Source organism: Chitinophaga filiformis, from assembly GCF_900102545.1.
GTDB classification, from domain to species: Bacteria; Bacteroidota; Bacteroidia; order Chitinophagales; family Chitinophagaceae; genus Chitinophaga; species Chitinophaga filiformis.
In genome coordinates this window covers 487,461-511,176 of record NZ_FNBN01000003.1, presented here as the reverse complement: position 1 = coordinate 511,176, position 23,716 = coordinate 487,461, and the positions used below count along the sequence as shown (strand labels likewise).

Here is a 23,716-nt window from a genome sequence, read left to right as displayed (position 1 = left end):
ACGAGACCTTTTTATTTATACTTACATCATCCATTATAATGTCAGCACAAAACGTGTAAAGAGACGGATACCATTGAAACCCATCTGCACTGCATCCCATGCGCCACCGCTCTCGCTGTCATAAGCTGATAACCTGGCTCCGTTCACAACGCCCAATGAAGGGTGTACATTGAAGATATTATCAGCACCTACGAACCAGTTAAGTTGTTTGGTGATTTTATAATTTACAGCCAGGTCTGTTACGGCCTTGCCTTTATATTTGAATAGCTCAGGTACCAGTTTGTCAGGATCGCTATCCAGACCTACTACCGGATTAATACCTGTACCAGCCAGGTCTCCGCTCCAACCATAACCATACAGTTCCACTTTACCGAAGTAAGTCACGTGAGCGCTTACACCAAATTTGTTGATACCGTAGTCCAGGTTCAGGCCAATCTTCACCGGAGGTGCAGAAGCCAGTACAAAGCGTTCTTCGCGGTCGCTGAAGAAAGATTTTCTGTGCAGGTAAGAGTCATTCAGTCTTTCCGGTACATTGATCTTGTCGATCTTCATGTGCTGGAAGTTAGCTGCCAGTAATGCCCTGAAACGCTGGTTCGCCCAACGTTTGTTATAGTCGATCACTACGTCGATACCGGTATTGGTTGTATTTACCGCGTTGGCGAAGAACTGTGCGTTGTCTATATGCAATGAGTTTAAAGTGTTGTACAGTTCTTCAGACAGTGTGGTATCGCTGGCGCTGAACTGGCCGGACAATACGATCCTGTCTTTTACTTTTACGAGATAACCATCTACAGTTACCGACAGTGCGCTCAGCGGTTTCCAGGTGAAGCCCAGGCTCGCGTTCACTGACTTCTCCTGCTTCAGATCAGGGATGCCTGCAGCTCTTGTAATACTGTTCGTATTGGGAGCAATTTTCACTTCAGTAATTAGTCCTCCCTGTACGTTGGTATACTGGGAACTGAAGTTGATCTGCTGTAGTGAAGGAGCGCGGAAACCTGTGCTGACAGAACCGCGGATGTTAAAATTAGGTGTTACTTTATAGCGGGTAGCAAACTTATAATTGCTGGTGAAACCAAAATCACTATAGTTTTCAGCACGTACTGCGGCGCCTATCAACCACTTGCTTGTTACATCCAGTTCTGCGTCCACGAAACCGGCCACATTGGAACGGTTGGCATCCACTTCATCGGAAGGACGGTACCCGGGGAAACCTTGTGCACCTGTGGCCTTAAAGAAAGTAGGATCATAATTTCTGTAGGAAGCTTCTTCTCCCGCATAGATCTTATAATTCTCATACCTGTACTCAGCACCCAGCGCTAAGTGCAGGCCTGCGGCTACACCAGCGATATCCTTACCAACGGTTAGATTGGCTGTGTTCTGCAGGAAAGAGAATCCTCCATCATCAAAATGGGTAGGCGTGTTGGCGCCCATAGAGGCGTTGAAAGTTTTATCGCCATAGAAGTGAAAATTGTTACGGCCCAGGGCATTGCTCAGATCCCAGGTCCAGCCATTGCCAAACTCACCTTTGATACCGGCAGCTGCAGACCAGTCATCGATCTTGTTCTGAATATGCGGATCAAACACGGTATCGTTAGGTAGACCACCGGGAGAGGTAACCGGGTACATGATATCAGAATAGTAGATCAGGTTCCCGTTCGCGTCTGTAGGGAAACGATCGGGATGTCCGCTGGAACTGGGGTTATTCCCATTGAAATGCCTGGTATAGGCATAGGCATCGGAAAACTTATGGTTATATCCACCAAAGGCATAGAAAGTAGTGCGTCCGTCAGCAAAAGGCAGTTCCAGGTTCAGCATACCGCCACCGGTAGTTTTGGAAGCATCACCATAGGATCTTCTTACCACGTTAATCGGCAGGGCATCTGGATGAGCAAGATTGGTATCCAGCACCTGGCGGAAAGTTTTGCCCTGCTTCAGGAAGTTGCCAGAGAAGTTCAGGAAGCCGCCATGCTTACCCAGCGATACGCCGTAATTCAGTCCGACAGAAACGGCGTTACCGTCGATGGCGCCGTTATTCTTGTATTGGTTTAATTCCTTACCGAAGTAGGTATTGTATTTATGGTCATAATAACCGGCATAACCGGCATTCACATACAGGTGATTCACATCTTTCTTAAGAATGATATTGATCACACCTGCGATAGCATCAGAACCATATTGTGCAGAAGCGCCATCACGGAGTATTTCTACACGGTCAATAGCTGCTTCGGGAATAGCATTGAGGTCTGTACCTGAGTTACCACGGCCACGGGTACCATATACGGCCACGAAAGCTGTCTGGTGGCGGCGTTTACCATTTACCAGCACGAGGGTCTGATCTGGTCCCAGGCCACGAAGCGTAGCCAGGTCAATCTGGTCAGCGCCATCACTACCACTCTGCTTGTTATAGTTAAAGGAAGGCGCAGACACGTTGAGCAGGGCCGTCAGATCCATCTTGGCCGTAGGATAGGCGGCCTGGCTAAGGGAAATGACATCCACCGGAACAGGGGTCTCGATCTTTGCCCGTCCGCCGGAACGGGTACCCACCAGTACCACCTGTGTCAGCTCTGATACTGTGGAAGTGAGCTGTATATCCACCTGTGTACGGCCGTTTATAGGAACAGATAATTGCCTGAAACCAATTGCACTCAGTTCCAGCACATCATCTGTTTTTGCTTCAATGGAAAAGGTACCATCCTTGCCGGTCAAGGTACCGGCGTTGCCCTGTTTTACCCGCACGGTGATCCCTTCAAGTGGTACTCCTGTAGTGGCATCGGTGACTTTACCGGTTATTCTTTGCTTTTGGGCATATACCGTTACTAATGGTACATACAGAAATAGCATTAAGAATACAATACGAATTAGATTCCTGGTTGACTTCATTTGTGTTGTGTTTGGGTTATTGTTAAATATAACCTATTTCAAGCATATAGATAAAATAGTGTTATTGTACTCAAGTATTATCTGGTGAATGCAACAACATTTATATCTCATCTATTCATTATAAATTATCTCTCAGATATTAACATCCATCCATGTATACTTGTTTAAAACTGGAACAGATAGGAAGATTTCAGGCAGATCATTCAATCGTTAACGAGTTATTAACTATTGACAATAAACAAAAGGATAATTTTATTCTCAGATAGCTACTGAGAATGTAATCTGCATGCTATTGTTTGTCATTTGAATGCTTATTTAATAACAATATCCCTCTTGTTATCCGGTTAAGGTTGCCGCCGCCTTTTCACCACAAGATGGTTGTTAACTACAGCTGATACATGTTATGTAATATCCTGATGATATTCATGCCAGCATAATGCGGGGTGAATGTCAGACTACGTTATTCACCCTAAAACCAACCCAACATGTTTTTGTTTTCAGCAACGGCAGTTGAATTTTTTAAGGATATATTCTCTGTTTCAGATGTACCCCCGAGATTCGCCGGCGCCATCATCCAACATTCCACGATGACACTGCACGGCGATGCCCGGAAGACTGTTTTCCTGCAAAAAATGGAGGCCGGTTTATTTGAGGTATTTGAACACCAGGTAATATGCGAAGCCCTTGAAACAGAGGTATTACCTACTCCACTGAAGCCGTCCCTTCACCTGCATATTTCACTCGACAACAACGATGTGGATGCGTTTGTAAACGGTACAGACAGCGTGGAACTGAGAAAAGAAGAAGTGAACCTCTTTTACCTCGAAGCGATCAATGTTGCCATTATTCCGCAAGGCAAACATTGCTTTTTTCACACCAGCTTCAAAAATGACACCTTATTCCGCCTGTTAAAGCAACCCTCATTCAAACGGCTGTTTTACGATATTAAAAGGAAAGTACTGGAAGCAGAGAAAAACAAAGGTGGCATGATCAACGCTCCCCGCCAGGTAATGCTGGATGCTTATTTCATGATGCTGGTGCAGGATATCAGGCATTGCCGTTTCAATGAGGCAGCGACCGTCTTTTACCGGGAGAAAAAGTGTATGCTCATGCTTGAACATTTTATAGCGCAGCTCCTGCCTCAAAGGAACAACAAGATGGAACTGATAACGCATGATGTTATTGTACTGGACCGTGTGAAAGAATATATCAAATGGAATATACACAGACAACTTACACTGAAGTACCTGTGTCAGCGGTTCAGCATCGGTGCGAACTTTCTCGCGAAAGGATTCCACCAGCTGAACAGCATTTCCGTCAATCATTTCATACATCTTTACCGTATGGAAAGCGCCGCCAAAATGCTGGTTAATCAGGATATGCCATTAAACAGCATTGCACTATTAACCGGATACACCTCCTTCAAAACGCTTGCTATCGCTTTCACAAACTACTTCAATTGCAGTCCTTTACTGTTCCGTTATACCGAATAATTTCCACACATCATCCATTCCACCGGAGATGCTTTATAAACGTTACATTTACACTGTTGCAGGCAGTCATGTAAGTTGTTTGCAATAGTGTAAACTGTTTTATATGAGCACCTTCAGAAGTATCAATCCATACAATCAGGAAACAATAGCTGAATATGCCGCACATTCAGAGGCTGACATTGAACAACGGCTCGCATGGGGCTACCAGGCATACCGTCATTTATCGCATACCAGCCTGCAGGAACGCTGCGACTGGATGCTGAAGCTGGCGGGTTTACTGAAGACGAATGTAGAAGAGCATGCGGCTATCATTACCCGGGAAATGGGGAAAACCCTTAAGGAGGCAAAAGCCGAGGTATTGAAGTGCGCGACCTCCGCTGAATATTATGTAGAACATATTGCTGAAATGCTGCAACCCAAGCTCATCACCTCTGATGCGCAGCAAAGCTATGTATCATATGAGCCTAAAGGCATCATACTGGCTATTATGCCCTGGAACTTCCCCTACTGGCAGGTGTTCCGTTTCGCGATTCCTAACCTGCTGGCCGGCAATACTGCCCTGCTGAAACATGCCAGTAATGTAAGCGGCTGTGCCCTGGCCATGGAAGACCTGTTCCTGGAAGCAGGGTTCCCGGAAGGTGCTTTCCAGGCATTGCTGGTCAATTCAAAGAACATTGAACCTGTGATAGCTGATCCACGGGTACAGGGAGTTACCCTTACGGGCAGCACTGGCGCTGGTATGAGTGTTGGCGCACTCGCAGGGAAATACATAAAGAAGTCAGTACTGGAACTGGGTGGCAGTGATCCATTTATTGTGCTGAAGGATGCCAACCTGGACGAAGCAGCTAAAATAGCCGTGAAAGCCCGCATGCAAAACGCCGGACAGTCGTGTATCGCAGCCAAACGCTGGATCGTGGAGGAAGCCGTAGTGGGCGACTTTACCGACAAGGTGAGCAGTATTCTTGGACATATGCGCCAGGGAGATCCTTTCGATCCGGAGACGGACCTGGGTCCCATGGCGCGACCTGATCTGGCAGCAGAGCTGGCGCATCAACTAAAGCAAACTGTTGCCCAGGGCGCCAGTTTAGCAATAGGCGGGCAGCACCAGGAGGCTAACTTCGTTCCTACCCTACTCACCGGCGTACAACCCGGCATGACAGCTTTTGAAGAAGAGACCTTCGGTCCGCTGGCAGTGATCATCAAAGCAGCCAATGAAGACCATGCCATTCAGCTGGCCAACCAGACGCCTTTCGGGCTGGGTTCCTCCCTCTGGACCACCGACCTTGATAAAGCCAGACGGCTGGCCCGGCAGGTAGATAGCGGAAATGTATTCATCAATGCCATGGTACGTTCAGACGCCCGCCTGCCCTTCGGAGGGGTAAAACAGTCCGGTTACGGCAGGGAGCTCTCTCTTGAAGGCACACATGAATTTTTGAATGTTAAAACGGTTTACATAGCTTAGCAGCCTGAAAAAACAGGTAACAACACGTAAACTGGCAACAAAATCTTCATGACGAGGAATAATTATGCTCCCTATATTACAATCAGCAGGGAAGAATGGGCGAAAAGGAGTGACGATCCCATGTTACACTTACTCAATGACATCGATACGCTGCAGGGGCTGAACGAGCCGCTGACGATGGACGAGATCACCCAGATTTATGTACCGCTTTCCCGTTTGCTGAACCTGTATGTGAGCAGTGCGCAGCGACTCCATGCTGCCACCAACAGCTTTCTGGGCAGTCAGTTCCTGAAGGTGCCTTTTATAATCGGTATTGCCGGTAGCGTGGCTGTGGGCAAAAGCACAACAGCCCGCGTGCTGCAACGTTTGCTGTCAGCCTGGCCTAACCATCCCAAAGTAGACCTCGTCACCACGGATGGATTCCTTTACCCCAACCGGGTACTGGAACAGCGGGGTATTATGAACCGCAAAGGCTTTCCCGAGAGCTACGATATCCGCGGACTGATACAGTTCCTCGCCAATGTTAAGTCTGCCAGGGAAAGGGTAGCTGCCCCTGTGTACAGTCACCTGGAATACGACATCCTGCCAAACCAGCTACAATGGATAGAATCTCCTGATATTGTGATCGTTGAAGGCATCAATGTATTGCAGGTAAGACCAAGGCAACAGCAGCGTGAACCTACTATCTTCGTTTCTGATTTCTTTGACTTTTCCATCTATGTGGATGCGGAACTGGAAGACCTGCAACAATGGTATATCGCCAGGTTCAAGTCCCTGCGACAAACAGCTTTCCAGAACCCTGACTCCTATTTCCACAGGTATGCACATTTATCCGATGCGGAATCAGAAGAATTTGCAACCAACATCTGGAATGAGATCAACAAACCAAACCTGGAACTGAACATTATGCCTACCCGCTTCAGGGCCAGCCTGATACTGGAAAAGGGCAGCCATCACTTTGTACAGTCGCTGAAACTAAGAAGGATCTGATTTAAAATACCTGACATGCCAGATATCAACGAGGTAAAACAGGCCATATTACAGCTTGACAAACATTCGGGAGATAACTGGCATTTATTTGAGCCGTTACTGCAACCTGTGGAGTTCAGTAACGGCTCTTTTCTTGCTCATATGGGCAGGGTTTCTTCTGCGATCTATTTTATTTCGTCGGGTATTGTCAGGGTATTCACCGTACACCAGGACAAGGAAGTATCCCTCGATTTCGCATTTCCGGGCCAGTTTTCGACCGCCTACGCCTCTTTTATTACCCAGCAGCCCTCTATCGTATCTTTGCAGGCTATAACGCCTGTAAATGGCTTTGCTTTCTATTACGCCGATCTGCAGGAACTATACAGGAAAAGTCATGCGGCAGAACATACCGGCCGTTTGCTGGCAGAATACCAGTATGTCCGTAAGTATCAGCGGGAGCTGGCCTTTTTGCAATTCAGTGCCAAAGAACGGTACCTTCAGCTGCTGGAAGAACATCCGCAGGTAGTACAGCAGATACCCGTAAAATACGTTGCCTCTTACCTGGGCATAGCACCCGAAAGCCTGAGCCGTATCAGACGGGAGCTTTAACGCACGCACCACCACACCCACGCAATATAAACAGGTTGAAAGGCCAGTCTGCTCCAGGTATACCAGGCTTTTGCCGGTAAACCGCCTGGCGCAGGTAATTGCTTTACCGCTACGTAAATATTTGCAGGGAACATGAGGATCAGTAATATGATCAGTCCCCATGCAGCATAGTTCCTGACACCAGGGATCAATAATCCCAATCCCAATACTATTTCGAATATACCGCTGATCAATACCAGCTCCAGGGCATATGGCAGCCAGCCTTCAATCATATACGTCAGTTTCCGGGGTGTAACCAGGTGCATAACGCCTATCAGTACAAACATGACCGCAGCGGCCACCTGTGCATCGTGCTGCCACTGCTGCAACCAGGGAACATTGAATAAGTGGCCTGCCAGCAGTAATAATAATCCTATTGATAAAAGTCCGGAAAGGAATGCCATCGTCTTGATTTTGACACAAAGTTCCCATAAAACCTGTCCCGGCGGACTAACATTTGTTAGCTTTTATCTACCGCGGGGGCTAACTTATTAACATTTATTTATAGGTATCGTTTTTGCAGCAGAGTAATTATCCGATTACTTTTGAACCACACAATCACACTAATGAACACTACAATGAAAAAAGCATTTTATCCGTTTGCAGCTGCCATCATTCTGCTGGCATCTGCTTTCACCTTTGTATCTTCCCAGAACTGGAAGATTGCAGAGGGCCACTCTATTAAGTTTTCCGGCTCGGGCGCCAACGGTATCTTCAAAGATCTGAAAGGACAGGTGATATTTGACGAAAAGAACCTGGCCGCTTCCAGGTTTGACGTGACTATCGACGTAACGTCCATCAATACCGGCAATGGCTTAAAGAATACACATGCAAAAGGCAGCAAATGGTTTGATGCATCCAAATATCCCACCATCCACTTCGTTGCATCAAAAGTGAATAAAACTGCAGCGGGTTATGAAGCGCAGGGTGAACTGGAAATGCATGGTGTGAAGAAACCATTCACGGTTCCATTCACTTTCACAAGAAATGGTAACGGAGGCATTTTTAATGGTAACTTTAATGTAAACCGCGTCGACTTTGGTATTGGCGAAGCAGGAGGCAGGGTTGACGACGTGTTCAAATTAAATGTAAGTGTTCCGGTTACCCAATAAGCAATTACATGTTTAAAAAATACTTCCTCAACGGATTGGCAGCAGGCTCTTTTTCAGGGCTTGCTGCTTTTTTTTATTATCGCATCTACGTTGCTGCACTGGATATTTCCTTTAGTAGTATTGTATCAACAGCCAGTATATTCAGTGCTTCCCTGTTTGCCGGGATGCTGATTGCACTGTTCTGTTTTGGTATCGATAAACTATTCAAAAAGGATATGACAATTTTAACCAACCTCCTTCTCACCGGCGGCACATTTGTTAGCCTTATCATCCCTTTTATGATCAGTCTTCCCTTAGATGTAGATCACCCCGAATTATTTCCGGGCCTCGTTGTACCCATGCAGTTATTTCCGGTGCTCGGCTGGTTTGCCTTTAAGCCGATGTTCTGGAACTGATGCTATAAGAACCAAAAAGCCCCCGCGTTATCCGCGAGGGCCATGGCATAATTTCGTTTAGCTAACAAATCATACCACTCAAACCCATTCGTTGATATGGGTGCCACTGCCCATACTCAATTCCCGGGCAGAAATGGTGAATGCAACGGTCATCGGGCTCTTGTCGTCAGAATCAAAAGACTCTTCAAACTTTACCAGGTAACCTTCTTTAAAATTGAGTTTCTTCAACTCGGCATCAGAATCTCTCTTGAAGAATGTAACGGTGCCATCTTTTCTTTCAAAGTTGTTCACCATCCATTCAAAGAGATCTGTTTCACCAGTTGATTCGACAACGAGACGGATGCGACCACCGCGGGTTATTGATGAGGGGCGGCCGGTAGCGTCTACTTCCTGTGTGAGATCGTAGCTGCAATGTTTTACTACCATTTTTTTGCCAGCTACTTCAAAGACTGATTTGAAGGACATGATGGGTTAAATGTTTAAGGTTTGCAATAAAGAACTAATAAATGAAGCTAACTATTTATGTATTTATCTATGTTTCAAATTTAAATTAATCCTTTAATACGACCAAAAATTTAACTCATCTTGATCTCATAATCTGTCTGTTATAATCAAGTTCATTTCTCGTCGTTTCCAGTTCTCTATTGAGGTCCGCAATCTTCTCTTTCAGTTCTGCAATAGTCTGTTGTGCATTCTGTAAACCTCTCATTTGTTGTTTACTTTGCTGAATGGACAATAAATTCTGAATAATATTATTGTACAGCCCGTAGTGTGTTACTGATTCTTTAGGGATGGTATTACGCATATTTACGAGATCCTGTGCTATCACCTGATCCATGTAATTGGCATTCTGATTAGGCAGATTAATAGAATCAAGGTTGTTTTTCACCTTCTCCATCTTCTGCAGAAAATCTCCCTGAAAAGCCTGTTCCTGGCGGAAAGAGCTCAGTTGTTTACGGAGCGCAGTGTTCTCTCTTGAAGGTACCTGGTAGTTGAAAAATACGGCCAGTACAAAGAGCCCTACCGTGATAACGAAGAAAAGCAGGAACCATAAAAAGGCGACTGTTCTCTCCTGTTTGTTTAGTACACGCATGTATTATATTGTTTGAATGAAATTATTGTTTGAATGAAATTAATCTGTGAAGAACCATCTTTTTGTCTTGTGCTTACGCAGGTATTCCGCATCTTCGGCTGACTCCTCTTTCACAAAAATGCCGCTGTCTGTTTTGCGTCCGATATAATCCAGTCTGCTCAGACTTTCAAACAGTTTGCTGACTGCACGAACAAAGGGGATCATTGGTTGCAGGCATTCCCTGACGTCGATATGCCGGTAACGTATATTCGCACAATTTACCATGAGCGTTTCCAGTTCTCCCTGCCTTAATTCACACCATTCTGAGAAGTAATTCAGCAACTCTTCTTTACCGGTGCCAGCACGTAGATCAACTGCATTTTTGATAGTACGCGCCAGACCGGCTACTACTTCCAGCATTTCGGCGGGCGACTGATACAAACCTAACCAGCGGAACTGTGAGATACGTGTACCGAGGTATTGCACCAGCCTTTCTGTAATATATAGTACCACCTGTGCCAGATCATTATTCTGATTCCTGCCATAGATCTTCTGTACGATCTGGACACCATGCAATTCCAGGTGACCAAGGAACTGGTCCAGCTCCTGGTGCAGGTCTGCTAGTGCAGGATGCGCGGACACAATACTGGTGGGCGGTATATAATCATCATCCAACTGCGGCCGGCCATCTGTAACGGTGATACGGCCTAATACCATCTGGTAACTACCCAGCTGTCCGTTTGGTAATTGCGATACCGGTTGTACGAACAAGTGGTATTCAGGCGTAGCATATGGAAGGCGGGGTGGATCTTCATGCAGCAGCGGTTCTCCACTTGGCTGACGGTCAAAGGGATTCACCTGAATCATGATATAGTAAGCTCCTTCCGTATGTTGCGGGTCCCAGTTGAAAGTTGCTTCCGGGAACGTTGTTGCATATTTCAGTGAATGCACGGTATGTTCAGGGATCTCAATACGGGCGCCACCCGGAGTTACAGCGCGGCATTCTGTGAGTTTGATACGCCACTGATGCTGGTTGTCGGTTACGAACCAGCAACGGAGCGATTCCTTGTTCTCTGCTTTAGCCGGCAATAGTCCATAGTTCTGCGCATGCAAACTACTGGAGATAGCATCCCGGATCTGATCAAGCATGGCATTTTCAGTTTCTACAAAATGCTGCTTTTTTATTTTCATTCCATCCACCCAGTTAACGGGAAAATGTTTGAGCGGCTCTGCCATGGGATGATTGTTTACGTAAGAAATGATTGTTTACATACATATATGAGGGATCAACTGTGCAGGTCAACTACCACTATCAGTTATTCAATTATTATTCAACACAATCCTGTTACAAATGATCACACTATTTTCCTGCATACCATTCATGAATACAGGTTTCTCAGGATCCAGCGTACGGGCTATTCCCAGCCATCTTGATTTGAGATGGAATACCCATCCGTAAGGCTGTCCGTTCTGGTCCATCACGTCGATCGGTGTATTGGGATAACGGTCGTTGTAGTCATTTACAAAATGATAGAACAGGTCACCCAGGTCCATCTTAATAGGCGTTCGTGCCCTGAAATAAGTGCGGTCACTGTCCCTGCTGTTCTTCTCCAGTTCAAACCCAATTACGATCAGGTCTCTCATATCATCTTCATTCACTTCCGGTTGTTCATGATAAGCCGGATACTGCCACCACTTATGCACCTTGGCTGGTATAGCCATCATCTTTTCAAAGGTCTTGTATACAAAGGTCGGTAATGCAAATGCGAGGAAGCAGGTGAGCATCGGATAATACAGGAAATCTCCTTTGGTGAAAAGGAACTGCACTAACATAAAGCCTACGCCGCCAAACAAACAGATGGCTACAATAAAGGATAGTTCGGAGCCAAGTGTACGTTCATTTGCCCAGAACCGTGTATACATGATATGGCAATGGGCAATACCTAGACCGAGGAACCATACCTGGTAAAAGAGATACTGGCTGACCAGGTTCTGATGTGTGAAGAGGAAAGGAATAGAGCTGATAACTGCGAATACGAGCGTGAGCAAAAACAGATACCACAATGCCTTTTTCTTATATAGGGTAAAGTTTTTAATATAACGGCTCAGCAATCCAACTATCAGAGATCCGATAGCTAGTATGGCAGCTAATACAAGATAAATTTTCGCTTTAAGTATCATAGTTTTCCAATTGGGAAAAGGGTTAAAACAGTTTTACAGAGCCAACATTACATGCAAAAATAGTTCCATTTAAGGCTACAGGAAAAAATTATATCCCATAATTCCCTCTTTATATCTGCTATCGGCCACAACCACTTGTTTTTCATCTGGATGGGGTTCCAGCAACGTTTCTACTTCCACATCTGCGGGCATCAGGAAGCCCAGACAAGTCTCCAGCAATTTACCATAAGGTTGCCAGGAAAGGAAATCGTATACCCGGTGATGTTGCAGCGGTCCTACTTTAACGAGTACCCGCGGCATATCTGTATAAAACAGGTTGCCAGTCATTGTATCCACTCCCAGCCGGCAGTCGCCCAGGCCGGTCTGATTACCAGTAGATACAGCTACAGGTCCGTTCTCACGGGAGATCTCAACGGGTTCATCCAGTATAGCCTGTAAGTATAATTGTACCAGTTGCAGGTTACCTGCTATACGATGAATATACGGCATTAACCTGATAAGTTTATTAACCGGTCCTTTGGGAAGTCCCTGCGGGATGCCCCAGAAAGACAGGAACAGTGCATCGGCATCTTTCCCGAAAGCATCAAACAACAGGTGTTTCTCTCTTTGTTCCAGGAATACCCGTTGCAGGAAGAATTCATGTTCCAGCGGACGGAAGAATTTACGTGCTTCCTGTTCCTCCTGCTGATGTTTCTTATAGTTTGCCACCATTTCGCTTACCTCCTGATGTTTCTGCGGTGAGAAAGTATGAAACAGGCCTTCCGGTAAGCGATCGTACAGTCCGTCGCGCGAGAGTGTCAGCGTTACAAATGGATGATAAGGTTGTGAGTCATCCAATTGTGCATCTAAAATATCTTTATTAAAAGCTCTTGTAAAAACGTTCTTCATTTGTACTGCCACATCAGCCTCTTTCACATCATTGTCCAGCAGTTCACCTACTACTACTTCTGCACGCACGTCATAATGCAGACGATGAATATGATCAATGACTTCTTCGAGTACTGCGGCTTTTTGGGCATTATTTACCATCAACGGGTTAATTTAGGTTTTTCGATTAATCAGGGTCTGAATTCAGGCTTTCAACAACACAATAATTACTAAAATTTCAACTACGAATGTAGGTTGTTTAGTCATTTATCTAAAAAAATATTTAAAATTGCAGAAATTGAAAAACCCATGACCCCGCGCAAGACCCAAAATGAGCGAAGAGTGAATACGTACAGACCCTTCAGCAAAATTACAAGCCATATTGACCCGATGGTATTGTATACTTTTCTGTCATTACTGGCTATCAGCATAGTTTTGCTGGCATTCCAGGCATCTAACCGGGAAACCTGTAGTGAGGCGGCTATTGTATTAGCCAGTCAGCTGCATGCCAACAAAACCAATTCATTCACAGCCGGTGAAGTGATCACATTCAGAGCAGACCTGAAAGGCAGCAGCAATGATGGACTGAGCTGGGATTTCGGTGATTCTACCGCCACTGCACCAGGATTACAGGTATATCATGCTTTCAGCAAAGCAGGCAGCTACACCGTTACCCTGCGCAGGGGCAAATGCGACTGGCGCCAGGAAGTAATCATCCTGAATGCCCCTCCGGAAAAAGCGCCTGATACCCGCGGAGATATCTACCCTGTTATAGAAGGTCCGGAAGAAGTATTTGTAGGACGGTCTGTGACCTACTCCAATCACATGCCTAACGCCAGCAAATGGTCATGGCAGCTGTTACAGCCCAATGCAGAAACCCATGGTGGCAATTCGGTTAAGTATACTTTTGGCTCTCCGGGAGAGCGCATTCTGTCGCTGATCGTAAACGGGGACAGCAGTAAAATGGTGACAAAACGTATCACCGTGTTCCCAGCTCCTGCCCAGCGCCCTTCAAATGACCATTTTGAGCCCATTCCTTTCCCTGAAGAGACAAAACCAGCAGATCCGTCAGCCGGAGCTCCTGCAGCGCCAGAAAAGCCTAAAACACCTGCTATTTCGGATGACGAGTTTAAGTTCTTCCTGACACAGGTGATTGACAAGCAGAAAAATGCTTCCGACTTCTCCCAGTATCTCTGTGATAATCTTGGGGCACGGGTGCTACTGAATGATAAAGAGACCGATACTTTTTCGCATTTCTGCTCCAGGATCCGTGGCAAGAAACGGTTCAAAATAGAATTGGTGAACCTGATCAAAGATCAGAACGGCTGTGTGAAAGAGATCCGCGTAAGATATGACAAGAAATTCCTGGGTATATTCTGATCATTTACACTACCTGTATGAAAAGTCAGTATTATAAACTGCCACTGAACTTCTCCCACATCCTACAGAAGAAGGACCTTCCTGACTGCAGCCTGGAAGATTCCGTGGCGCAACATATACACCTGCTTATCACCACCGTACTTGGAGAGAACAAAGATGATCCGCAGTACGGCTGCAAGCTGTGGGATTCGGATTTTGATATCCGGGCATCCAACAATGAAGTGAAAGAGCAGGTAGAGATGGCCGTAAAAGCCTCCATCTCACGATACGAGCGCCGGTTAACACAGATCAGGGTGATGGCCGTAGTCAGCCAGGAAGAGCTGACCGGCTTCAATACCCGCAAGGTTAAAAAGAAGATCAAAGTGACCATTACCGGCACCTTGTCCCGCAATAAAACACCATTCCACTACAGCAGCTTCTTCTATGTGAGCCCGCTGTCTTACGATTAAAGTCATGCCATGCCCAGAGAACAAAAAGAACGGATCAAAGACCGCATGTTGAAAACAGCCGCCAGGCTTTGGGGTTACCCCGATGCAGAAGTAGAGTCATCTTTCGACCCCATTGTGCAGTTATTGCTGGAAGCCTGCGCCAGTGAACTCGAAAAGATCTCCGGCGAGGTAGATGTATCTCATGCACGCCTGGTAGAGCGGCTGGCCCAGATTATGATGCCGGAGCCGATCACGAGTAGTCAGCCGGCATACGGTATACTACATGCCTCCAGCACTGAGCCGGCTACCGTTATAACGGCAGAGCACCAGTTTTTCCACACATTGCGGAATGGCTTCAATTCAAAAGACCTTTTCTTCATGCCCCTGACCAGGCATCGCCTGTTCCGCGGACAGATCAAATACATGGCGATCGGCAGTAAACTGTTTGAGACCCGGGAACACTGGTTCAAGGAACAGGTATTACAGGGCGCCTTGCAAGCGGACACTCCCCCCAATCATTTATGGCTGGGTCTTTCCCTGGAAGGAAATCCGTCCTCGCTCGAAGAGCTATCCTTCTTCTTCGATCTCAGGAATGCCCATCAGCAGGAAATGTTCTACTACTACCTGCCACTCGCGCGTTTCTTCCTCGGTGATACTGAACTTACCGTAAAAAACGGTTACAGCAGCAGCCGTGATATTGCCTCCGAAGAACTGGACAGCATTATGCAACCTGCCTTCGATACAAATACGCAGTATAGTCAGCAGATATTAAAGCGGTTCCGGCAACATTTCCTCACTATCAGCAAACCGGCATATCTCCCTGTCCGATCAGCAGCACCTGCTGCCCTGCAACAGGTATTCGGACAGGGACTCACAAAGCTGCAACCGGATATTTATTGGATCAGGGTTGAATTCCCGGAAGCGATACGGCATACTTTACTGGAAGATCTGTTCTGTAATATCAACTGCTTCCCTGTTGTCAATAAACGTATCAACGAGCAATCGCAACGACTGAACCGTTATCTCAACATCATGCCCTTGCACACATCAGATATTTATTTCGACATCAAACGGGTACATGATGTTTCAGGGACAGACTATCACGTCCGCAACTTCACCACTACCGGCGAAATGCAGGAAGGAGAACTTGTGGTACGGAGCAGTGGTATCGGCAGATTTGATTCACGTGAAGCAAAGGAGATCATTGCTTACCTTATTGAAGTGATCAGGGACGAGAGCTCTCTCTTTGAAGAAGTGAGGAATGATTATGTTGCCAGCCGTATCAGAGAATTGCATCAGCTGATTGCTTCTCTTGAGGAACAATTACAACCGGGCGTTAACCGGGGTAATATTCCTTACTTGATGATCAAGCCAAGGGAAGATGCAGACTTTCTCTTCATTGAGTTTTATACTACTAATGGCAGTATTGCCAACAATATACGTATGGGCAGCCGTTTGCAGGAGTATGGCAGCGTGCAGTTGCAGCCTGCGTCCATTACATTACTATCCAATACCCAGGGAGGTAAAGACCGTCTCAGCATAGACGAAAAGGTCAATCTTTACCGTTATCATCTGCTCAGCCGTAACCGTATTGTGACGCCGGAAGATATTAAAGCGCTGTGCCGTTATGTGATTGGTAATGAGCTGCGGGAAGTGAGTGTGTCGAAGGGTGTGTCTGTATTGCCAGGCGCCAGTGAGGGTTATAGCCGTACGCTGGATATCAGGTTGATATTGGCTAAACCTTCCAGTACGTATGCAGCGGGAAGTCTCACTTATCTGAAAGATGAATTGTTGTCACAGTTGACGGAGCATTCGGCGAATAATTATCCTTACAGGATATTTATGAATGAGGTGTTGATGTGAGATCGGCAAGCGATTAACATCGACAGCAACGAACCAATTATTAAACAAAACTATCGGCTGATTAGCGCATTAAAGACATGTCACCATCATACAGCAAGCACAAGGCCTCTCAGGAGGATGTCTTCAACAACCTCACATCCTCCCCCGACTTCAATGACGCTGCCGGCACCCCCTTCTTCCCACCGGCATCGCACAACGTAATCATATTCCCAAACCCAAGATCCACATAAACACGATCACTCACAATCCAGCCCCTGCCCGACAGCTTAGTATTCTTCCGTATATACACCCCGTTCGCCTGCAGATCGTCCAGCAATAGAATACTCACCAGCTGCCCATCTTCAAAGGTGCTGTTCTGCTGTAACCTGGCAGCGAAAACAGCCGCTACTACCGGCGACTTACCCTTAGATTTCACATCTACTGTAATACGGATCGATTTAAAATCCCTATTCTTCTCTCCCGGTTGCACTATCCCTGACGAGGGTTTAGAAAACACCGAAACATTCGCATTCTCTTTATTAAACACATTGTATCCGAAACCTGGAATATATAATTCAGGACTTTCGAAGAGTTGTTTTATAGCGATGATCTTGTAAATGTATTGGGCAGTTTCATTATTCAGCATGAGCTGATAGTAATCATTACTTCCCTGCTTTCTGACGTTACGGGATATGTTGCCGGCACCGCAATTGTAGGCAGCAGCTGCAAGCGTCCAGGAATGCAACTGGCTGTAAAGTTGCTGCAGATAACGACAGGCGGCGTGTGTAGATTTCAGCAGGTGATTGCGTTCGTCATTATCGTATCGCACTTCCAGGCCCATAGCTGCGGCGGTAGCCGGCATAAACTGCCAGACGCCCTGTGCGCCTACTGCGGAAGTGGCATTGGTAAAACCACTTTCAACGACAGGCAGGTATTTAAAATCTTCAGGTATATTGTACTGATGTAAGATGGGAATAATGATCGGGAAGTAAATATCAGTCTTGGCTTTCAGCACCGGCAGGAAGTTGCGGTACTTCAGGTGTCCCTTGATGACATCCATCAATTTGTAGGAAACGAAGTCGCGTTCCATAGGCACAATCTCTCCGCAGAAATTCACCTGCTGTGCAGTTCCAGTCAATGCAAACAGGCAAAGACAGCCAACAAACAATATGTGAATAATGGTACGCACGTGAATGAATGACTATTTGCTGATCATATACTTTGGCAGGGCACTTACGGGCGTATACAGCACTACCTGGTTTTCACTGGCTTTATTGTACATCACCAGGATGATCTCATCCTCTTTTTTGAAATCCCGCGCAGCGGTAACAAATACAACATTTTCATCCGCCTTGCCAGCTATAGAAGAAGCACCTTTTCTGTATAATACCGGCATGGTGAACAGCGTGGCAGTATCTGCTTTCGTCTTGTGCATCAGTGTTACTTTTCTGATCACATAGGCTTTTCCTGAACGGTTCCTGATATGAAAACTGTAGTACACCAGGTTGTTGAGGCTCATAGCCTGTGAAAAGCTCAGCGTAATACCATCTGCGGTTGTTTCATACTGATGACCGCCCTTTCTCTGCTTCCGGAAATCTTCTGCGATATTACCAACTGTGACGGTGTCAATACCTGACGCAGCTATCGCGGCATCGTCATCTGCTGCGGAATTGTCCTCAGGTGTTGCGGTAGTGGTATTATCTCCTGAACTGGTATTTGTAGTACCCGTCTTGCCGGAACCACCTGCAGAAAGATTGTATTTCAACCGGGATAATTCTGCTTTATCACGGAATGCCAGTATGAGGTAATGTATGTTATTTCCTTCCCTGATCACCAGGTTAGTAGCTTTTGGATTCGCTACTGTTGGCCGTATAAACACTACGTTACCATCTACTATGCGATAATCATAATCTGAATTCTTTCCATCTCCTATCTGGAATGTAGTGATTGCTGATCCACAGGTAATAAGGGTGACAGCGCCTTTAGTTGTAATAATGCTATCTGTCTGCGATTGTCCGAGCGCATTGCACCATGACAATAAAAAACAGAAGACGCCTGCTAAGACATACTTCATCTGATAATCTTTTCCTTTCTTTTAATTTTTAAAATGATGAGGAATAGTGAAGCTGAAGACCATGCCATCTTTCAGCTTCACTATTTTCATATCAGGATTTATCCTGTTCATATTCGGTATCCCATTCTGTTGCATCTTCCCCTTTATGACCTTCCATTTTGATCATGAAGTTCTTAGCAGGGAAGTATGGTTTCAGATGTATATTGAGATGAATACGATCTTTCTGAATAGGGTCCTGTTCAAACTTGCGGACGTTAAAGTCTTCGATCAGTTTTTCAGGTCCCGTGATGCTGTCGAGGAAACGGATGATCTGTTTCATCAGATCCTTACGGGTGTTCGCATTGAAGTTTTCGAATGCACGACGGTTCAGGAAGTCCATCAGTACTTTGGTAACATAATCAAATACACGCACTACAGAGTATGTCTGTAAACCGATATTATCACCGTTGAACAATGTCTTGGCACTGAAGGCCATTACCTTACCGTATTCCTTCACCATGGGGATCAGGCCCATTTTTTCAAGGCTGGCTATTTCACTCTTCTTCAGTTCAAACCGCACACCATCCACTTCATTCATGCCACCGAATTTCTTACCAGCGGTTACCTGCGACATCAGTGTTCTGTAAACCTTACCAGCCAGTGCACCGGATGGAGGAACATAGAGATTATCCTGTTCATTGATCTCGTCGAACTTACCGCGGCCTACCAGCCAGTTACAGGTCATCATGACGTTGGAGCGATGTATTTCACCACCGGTCAGGTTAGCAATTTCAAACATCTCCATCACGTCGTCTGGCGCATCAAGATGAGAGAAGTCTGTTACCAGCATCACCTTATTTTCATAAGCGATCTTCGCCCATTTCTCCAGCACCTTGTTGGAACCGAGGTAACCTGGTAACACCAGCAGGCTGTAGTTATCACGCAGATCGAGACGGTCATAATTGCTGACCAGCTCCTGGTGAATAGCGTCGATAAAGCGGGTATTGTCCAGGTCTTTCAACTGGTCCAGTTCCACGTTGATGAAGGCAACGTTTTTCACTTTATCTGATTCCGTATTCTTGAAGAAGAGGGCAACATTACGGTACGACTGTTCAAGCTCACGGGTCACTTCTATTGCTTCACCCAGGTTATTGTTCAACACTCTTTCTGCCTGTTCAGAATGTTCTGTACAGAAGCTGACCATATCGGGCAGATCCTGTGCTTCGGTCAGCACTTTCTCCCAGAGTTCGAGTGTCTTTTTCAGTTTATCTCTTTCTCCTTTTTTGCTGCTTTCTGTTAAAAAGATATTGCGGCGCGCCTTACGTTCGGGGCTAAGATTCTGCACACCTTCTATCGTACCTTCCAGCAGGTCAAAGCCGCCGTACCTGGCCAGTATATCTAAATTTTCCTGCAGGGACGCGGGTTGCTGCTTCGCAGCTGCACCTTGCAGCGCTTCCGGCTGCTCCTGCTGTTTTTGTAATTCTGCCATAAGAACAAGTTGTCAAGTTGTCAATTACTTATTATTATTCAGGTCTGCTACCAACCCCCGGATAGTTTCCAGTAAGGCCTGCCTGGCAGCGGGATCAGCCAGAGCAGCCTTCAGTATTTTGTTTGTCTTCAGATGTTTCATGATCTTGAGATACTGTTCCTTTTCGGTCGCAAGATTATCTAAGAAAGTACTCTGGGCGGTAATACCCTTCACACCAAAGTCGCCGAGGTTGTGGAACTCCAGGTTTTCGGGAATAGTACGGCCTTCTGCATCGTGGAACAGCATGTTCACTGCAGGCTTGTAATGTTCGAATACTGCTTCTACAGTAGTTAGTCCCTGCACGATTTCCGGTTTAACAGGTGTTTGCTGGGTTAACTTTTCAGCAAACAGGGTCCGGTTATGAGAGATCTCAACAATGGCCTCATTGGCGTCGAGCTTCACCTCGTTACCACCAATACCGTAATTGTCATTCATATCAATTGGTTTTTACAACAATAAATGTTCTATGGTCCTTTCTTCTGATCCTGCCTAAACTTCCTGAGCGCCGGTATGCCATTGCAGCGTACCCTGAGCGTCTACATCCAGCTTAACAGTCATACGGGGTTGCAGGCTACCTTCTATAATCATGCGTGACAAGGGCTTCCGTAACCTGCTACGGATCACTTCTTTTAATGGACGGGCGCCATATAACGGCGAATATCCTTCTGCCGCCAGTTGTTCTCTTGCGGCAGCAGACACCTCCAGGTTGATCTGTTGCTGCGCGAGTAACTGCAGCAGATGTTTAAGATGAATATCAAATATCTTCACTACGTTCTCCTGCTGAATAGGACCGAATGGTACGATCTCCGTCAATCTGCCGAGGAATTCGGGTCTGAAATTCCGCGCCATGATCTCCATTAATTGCTGGGAAGATGGTATGACTCCCTGTCTGAAAGATTGAGCAATAACATCGCTTCCTATATTGGAGGTGAACAGGACCAGGGCGTTTGAAAAATCGCCGGTCTTACCCAGGCGGTCATGCAACTTACCTTCGTCCATTATCTGCAGGAAAATATCAAATACTGATGGATGCGCTTTTTCTATTTCATCAAATAAGACTACGGCATAGGGCTGCTGACGGATCTTATTTACCAGCAATCCCCCTTCTTCATATCCAACGTATCCCGGCGGAGCGCCATATAGTAATGCCGCCGAGTGTTCTTCTTTAAATTCGGACATGTCAAACCTGATCATGCACCGCTCATCCTGGAACAAGAAGTCTGCCAAAGATTTTGCCAGCTCCGTTTTACCGGTACCTGTTGGTCCCAGGAAAAAGAATGAACCTATCGGCTGACCGGGTCTGCTGAGACCGGAGCGGGATTCCAGGATAGCATCCGAAACTGTCTTCAATGCATGGTCCTGCCCTACTACCCGTTTCCGCAATTCGAGGTCCATATTCACCAGGCGTTCCCGTTCTCCCGACTGGATCTTACCCAAAGGGATACCCGTACTTTCTGCGATCATGGTAGCCAGGTCAGTGGCTGTAGCCTCTGTGTGCTGCATTTGCACCAGGGGTTCCAGTTGCGTGATGATATTGTTCAATGCAGCCTTTAATGCCGGCACCTCATCGATCTTATATACATCCTGTTCCATCTGTAAACGGGTGGTCAGTAATGCGCTGAAACGTCGCATACATTGCTGATACCACCACAGTAATTCTTCTTTGTTATCGCCCGCTGCATCCAGCTTTACCTTGAGATCATCCAGCGTTTGCACGCCGGTATCCTGTGTAGTACGTATAGCTGCGAGGGTGCGATCTAAGAGGTTAACCGCACTGTCCGGTAAGCTACGCTCCTTGAGATAACGACGCGACAGTTTAATGGCTTCTGCAATTACCTCGGGTGCTACCTTAAGATGGTAATAGCTTTCGTAATCCGGCATCACTGCCTGTATCATACGTGCAGTGGTTGACTCGTCCGGCTCGGATAGTTGTATGATCTCAAAGCAATGGCGCAGTAAGCCATCCGGTTCTATCAGCTTACGATAACCTTCTGGTGTACTGGTAGCGATCAGGGTAATATCACCCTTGTTCATGGCAGCCTTCAGCACGTTGCCAATGCCTCCCGCAGATCCCGGCTGTTTATCTAACAGGGTATGCAGGTTATCGATAAATAAGACATGTTTTCCGGCCTCCTGCAACTGAGCAATGATCTGTTGCAGGCGATCTTCCAGTTCATTCTTATAGGCAGCCCCGGCGATAAACGCACCATAATCCAGTGCATAGATATCCGTTTGCTGCAATTGCTGCGGCGCCTGTTTATTGACAATAGCGCGGGCCAGTGCATCTGCCAATGCTGTCTTGCCTACGCCCCCTTCACCTGTTACGAGGATACTGGAACGTCCTTTACGGGTCAGTATCTCAAACATAGAACGCACTTCGGCATCACGTCCGGCGAGTGCATGTTTTGTTTGCAGCCGCTGCGGGTCTGTAAGCCGATAAATATATTTATAAGCAGTTGTTTTACCTGTAACAACCGTTGTTTTAGGCGCAGTGTTATTATTATCTTTTTTATTACAGTGAGTAAGCAGTTGTGTTCTTTGTAGTGGGAATGTCTTTAACTGCTCAAATGAAAAACCGACTCCTGGTGTACTGAGTGCGACCAATAAGCACCAGGCATCTGCAGCATCAAGATCATATTCAATCCTTACTGCATCTGCTTCCTGCAACACGTTTGCAGCGTAATCATCTGCCTCTGGCTCCTCTGGTGAACGTCCTGCCTTGGGTATACTATCCAGGCGCACTTCTGCCCATTCTTCCAGGTAGTAAGTATCAACATCCATTGCCTGTAGCTGTGAAACAAGACCGGTTTCTTTATGCAGACATGCCAGTAGCAGATGAGCGGGCGTATAGTTCACGTGGTGATGTTCTTTTGCCAGCGCCTGTGCAATGCGTATTGCAGCCTGCACCTCGGGTGCATATATGGTATACGTAGTCAGGGTCATTTGGGTCGTCCAAGGTTTTTCAGTTAACTGTTTAAGGGTTACATAATATTACATAGATCTGTTACTCAAATGTAATATCGGGTTTTTATTAATTGAAGTAAAGATACAGCGAAAATGTATATGAAATATTTATTACGCACAGGAAAGAGGGATTAAGATATTATACCATTTGTAAGTATCGTGTATACATCGATTATACAGCTGTAACAGGGAATAATTATAGAAAAAGAGAGATGACAGATGATAAAATAATGTAGATGTCAGCTCATTGCGTACCTATGATCTCCCGTACAAATCCCGGTTCCATTCCGTTTTCGTGGGTTGCGCCCGTTCCGGGGGACATCCGTTCCCGGGGTTGCACCCGTTCCCGGGGTTGTCACCCGTTCCCGGGGTTGCACCCCGCGCTACAAACAATAAGACCCCTAACGGGGTCTATTGCCGCGAATGATGCCGTTTGGTTCCC

Annotated in this window: 21 protein-coding genes; 9 read left to right on the top strand and 12 right to left on the bottom strand. The window is 46.2% G+C overall.

Annotated elements, in window-relative coordinates; translation table 11 throughout:
- Positions 1-33: 33 nt before the first annotated feature.
- Positions 34-2,880 (bottom strand): TonB-dependent receptor, encoded by a 2,847-nt coding sequence (locus tag BLR32_RS14350; RefSeq protein WP_089832906.1) that lies wholly within the window; start codon positions 2,878-2,880, stop codon positions 34-36.
- Between the two features lie 485 nt (positions 2,881-3,365).
- Between BLR32_RS14350 and BLR32_RS14345 the strand changes: the two genes are divergently transcribed.
- The 4 genes from BLR32_RS14345 (at position 3,366) to BLR32_RS14330 (ending at position 7,413) form a co-directional block, all read left to right on the top strand.
- Positions 3,366-4,373: a helix-turn-helix transcriptional regulator gene (locus tag BLR32_RS14345; RefSeq protein WP_089832904.1), complete on the top strand. Its 1,008-nt coding sequence runs from the start codon at positions 3,366-3,368 to the stop codon at positions 4,371-4,373.
- A 103-nt stretch (positions 4,374-4,476) separates the two neighbouring features.
- The gene (locus BLR32_RS14340) at positions 4,477-5,835 is read left to right on the top strand and encodes an NAD-dependent succinate-semialdehyde dehydrogenase (protein ID WP_089832902.1); all 1,359 of its coding nucleotides are present in this window, start codon (positions 4,477-4,479) and stop codon (positions 5,833-5,835) included.
- 48 nt (positions 5,836-5,883) lie between these two features.
- The gene (coaA, locus tag BLR32_RS14335) at positions 5,884-6,825 is read left to right on the top strand and encodes a type I pantothenate kinase (protein WP_089832900.1); all 942 of its coding nucleotides are present in this window, start codon (positions 5,884-5,886) and stop codon (positions 6,823-6,825) included.
- A gap of 15 nt (positions 6,826-6,840) precedes the next feature.
- Positions 6,841-7,413, top strand: a complete 573-nt coding sequence (locus BLR32_RS14330) for a Crp/Fnr family transcriptional regulator (protein WP_089832898.1) — start codon at positions 6,841-6,843, stop codon at positions 7,411-7,413.
- Here BLR32_RS14330 and BLR32_RS14325 read toward each other — a convergent pair.
- Positions 7,410-7,856: a DoxX family protein gene (locus BLR32_RS14325; protein ID WP_089832896.1), complete on the bottom strand. Its 447-nt coding sequence runs from the start codon at positions 7,854-7,856 to the stop codon at positions 7,410-7,412. The two genes, BLR32_RS14330 and BLR32_RS14325, sit on opposite strands and share 4 nt — an antisense overlap.
- A 174-nt stretch (positions 7,857-8,030) precedes the next feature.
- Between BLR32_RS14325 and BLR32_RS14320 the strand changes: the two genes are divergently transcribed.
- Both BLR32_RS14320 and BLR32_RS14315 read left to right on the top strand, forming a co-directional pair.
- Complete coding sequence (locus BLR32_RS14320) at positions 8,031-8,564, top strand: YceI family protein (RefSeq protein ID WP_089834162.1); 534 nt, start codon at positions 8,031-8,033, stop codon at positions 8,562-8,564.
- Between the two features lie 8 nt (positions 8,565-8,572).
- The gene (locus tag BLR32_RS14315; RefSeq protein ID WP_089832894.1) at positions 8,573-8,959 is read left to right on the top strand and encodes a hypothetical protein; all 387 of its coding nucleotides are present in this window, start codon (positions 8,573-8,575) and stop codon (positions 8,957-8,959) included.
- 78 nt (positions 8,960-9,037) lie between these two features.
- On the opposite strand, the gene tssD is transcribed toward BLR32_RS14315, so the two are convergent.
- The 5 genes from tssD to BLR32_RS14290 all read right to left on the bottom strand — a co-directional run bounded on the left by tssD (position 9,038) and on the right by BLR32_RS14290 (position 13,241).
- Entirely contained in the window at positions 9,038-9,424 is a 387-nt protein-coding gene (gene tssD, locus BLR32_RS14310; RefSeq protein ID WP_089832892.1) for a type VI secretion system tube protein TssD, read from the bottom strand.
- A 115-nt stretch (positions 9,425-9,539) separates the two neighbouring features.
- Positions 9,540-10,052, bottom strand: a complete 513-nt coding sequence (tssO, locus tag BLR32_RS14305) for a type VI secretion system TssO (RefSeq protein ID WP_089832890.1) — start codon at positions 10,050-10,052, stop codon at positions 9,540-9,542.
- A gap of 39 nt (positions 10,053-10,091) precedes the next feature.
- Positions 10,092-11,267, bottom strand: a complete 1,176-nt coding sequence (locus BLR32_RS14300; RefSeq protein ID WP_089832888.1) for a hypothetical protein — start codon at positions 11,265-11,267, stop codon at positions 10,092-10,094.
- Between the two features lie 84 nt (positions 11,268-11,351).
- Entirely contained in the window at positions 11,352-12,212 is an 861-nt protein-coding gene (locus tag BLR32_RS14295) for a TssN family type VI secretion system protein (RefSeq protein WP_089832886.1), read from the bottom strand.
- Between the two features lie 75 nt (positions 12,213-12,287).
- The gene (locus BLR32_RS14290; RefSeq protein ID WP_089832884.1) at positions 12,288-13,241 is read right to left on the bottom strand and encodes a type VI secretion system baseplate subunit TssG; all 954 of its coding nucleotides are present in this window, start codon (positions 13,239-13,241) and stop codon (positions 12,288-12,290) included.
- A 180-nt stretch (positions 13,242-13,421) separates the two neighbouring features.
- Here BLR32_RS14290 and BLR32_RS14285 point away from each other — a divergent pair, with 180 nt between their 5' ends.
- Genes BLR32_RS14285 through BLR32_RS14275 form a run of 3 tightly spaced genes read left to right on the top strand, consistent with a single transcriptional unit; the run spans position 13,422 to position 16,750 of the window.
- Positions 13,422-14,459, top strand: coding sequence for a PKD domain-containing protein (locus BLR32_RS14285; protein WP_176842282.1), 1,038 nt, complete (start codon positions 13,422-13,424; stop codon positions 14,457-14,459).
- A gap of 17 nt (positions 14,460-14,476) precedes the next feature.
- Positions 14,477-14,908, top strand: a complete 432-nt coding sequence (locus BLR32_RS14280) for a GPW/gp25 family protein (RefSeq protein ID WP_089832879.1) — start codon at positions 14,477-14,479, stop codon at positions 14,906-14,908.
- Positions 14,909-14,917: 9 nt separating this feature from the next.
- Positions 14,918-16,750: a type VI secretion system baseplate subunit TssF gene (locus BLR32_RS14275; RefSeq protein WP_089832877.1), complete on the top strand. Its 1,833-nt coding sequence runs from the start codon at positions 14,918-14,920 to the stop codon at positions 16,748-16,750.
- Between the two features lie 109 nt (positions 16,751-16,859).
- Here the strand turns inward: BLR32_RS14275 and BLR32_RS14270 are convergent, their stop codons facing one another.
- From BLR32_RS14270 to BLR32_RS14250, 5 genes are all read right to left on the bottom strand, one after another.
- Positions 16,860-17,918 carry a transglycosylase SLT domain-containing protein gene (locus tag BLR32_RS14270; RefSeq protein ID WP_143011471.1) on the bottom strand — a complete coding sequence of 353 codons (1,059 nt, stop codon included), beginning with the start codon at positions 17,916-17,918 and terminating at the stop codon, positions 16,860-16,862.
- Positions 17,919-17,930: 12 nt separating this feature from the next.
- The gene (locus BLR32_RS14265) at positions 17,931-18,803 is read right to left on the bottom strand and encodes a hypothetical protein (RefSeq protein ID WP_089832874.1); all 873 of its coding nucleotides are present in this window, start codon (positions 18,801-18,803) and stop codon (positions 17,931-17,933) included.
- Between the two features lie 91 nt (positions 18,804-18,894).
- The gene (locus tag BLR32_RS14260; RefSeq protein ID WP_089832872.1) at positions 18,895-20,271 is read right to left on the bottom strand and encodes a DUF5458 family protein; all 1,377 of its coding nucleotides are present in this window, start codon (positions 20,269-20,271) and stop codon (positions 18,895-18,897) included.
- Between the two features lie 24 nt (positions 20,272-20,295).
- Positions 20,296-20,745 carry a hypothetical protein gene (locus BLR32_RS14255; RefSeq protein WP_089832870.1) on the bottom strand — a complete coding sequence of 150 codons (450 nt, stop codon included), beginning with the start codon at positions 20,743-20,745 and terminating at the stop codon, positions 20,296-20,298.
- 54 nt (positions 20,746-20,799) lie between these two features.
- On the bottom strand, positions 20,800-23,253 hold the full coding sequence (locus tag BLR32_RS14250) for an AAA family ATPase (RefSeq protein ID WP_089832868.1): 2,454 nt from the start codon (positions 23,251-23,253) through the stop codon (positions 20,800-20,802).
- Positions 23,254-23,716 lie beyond the last annotated feature (463 nt).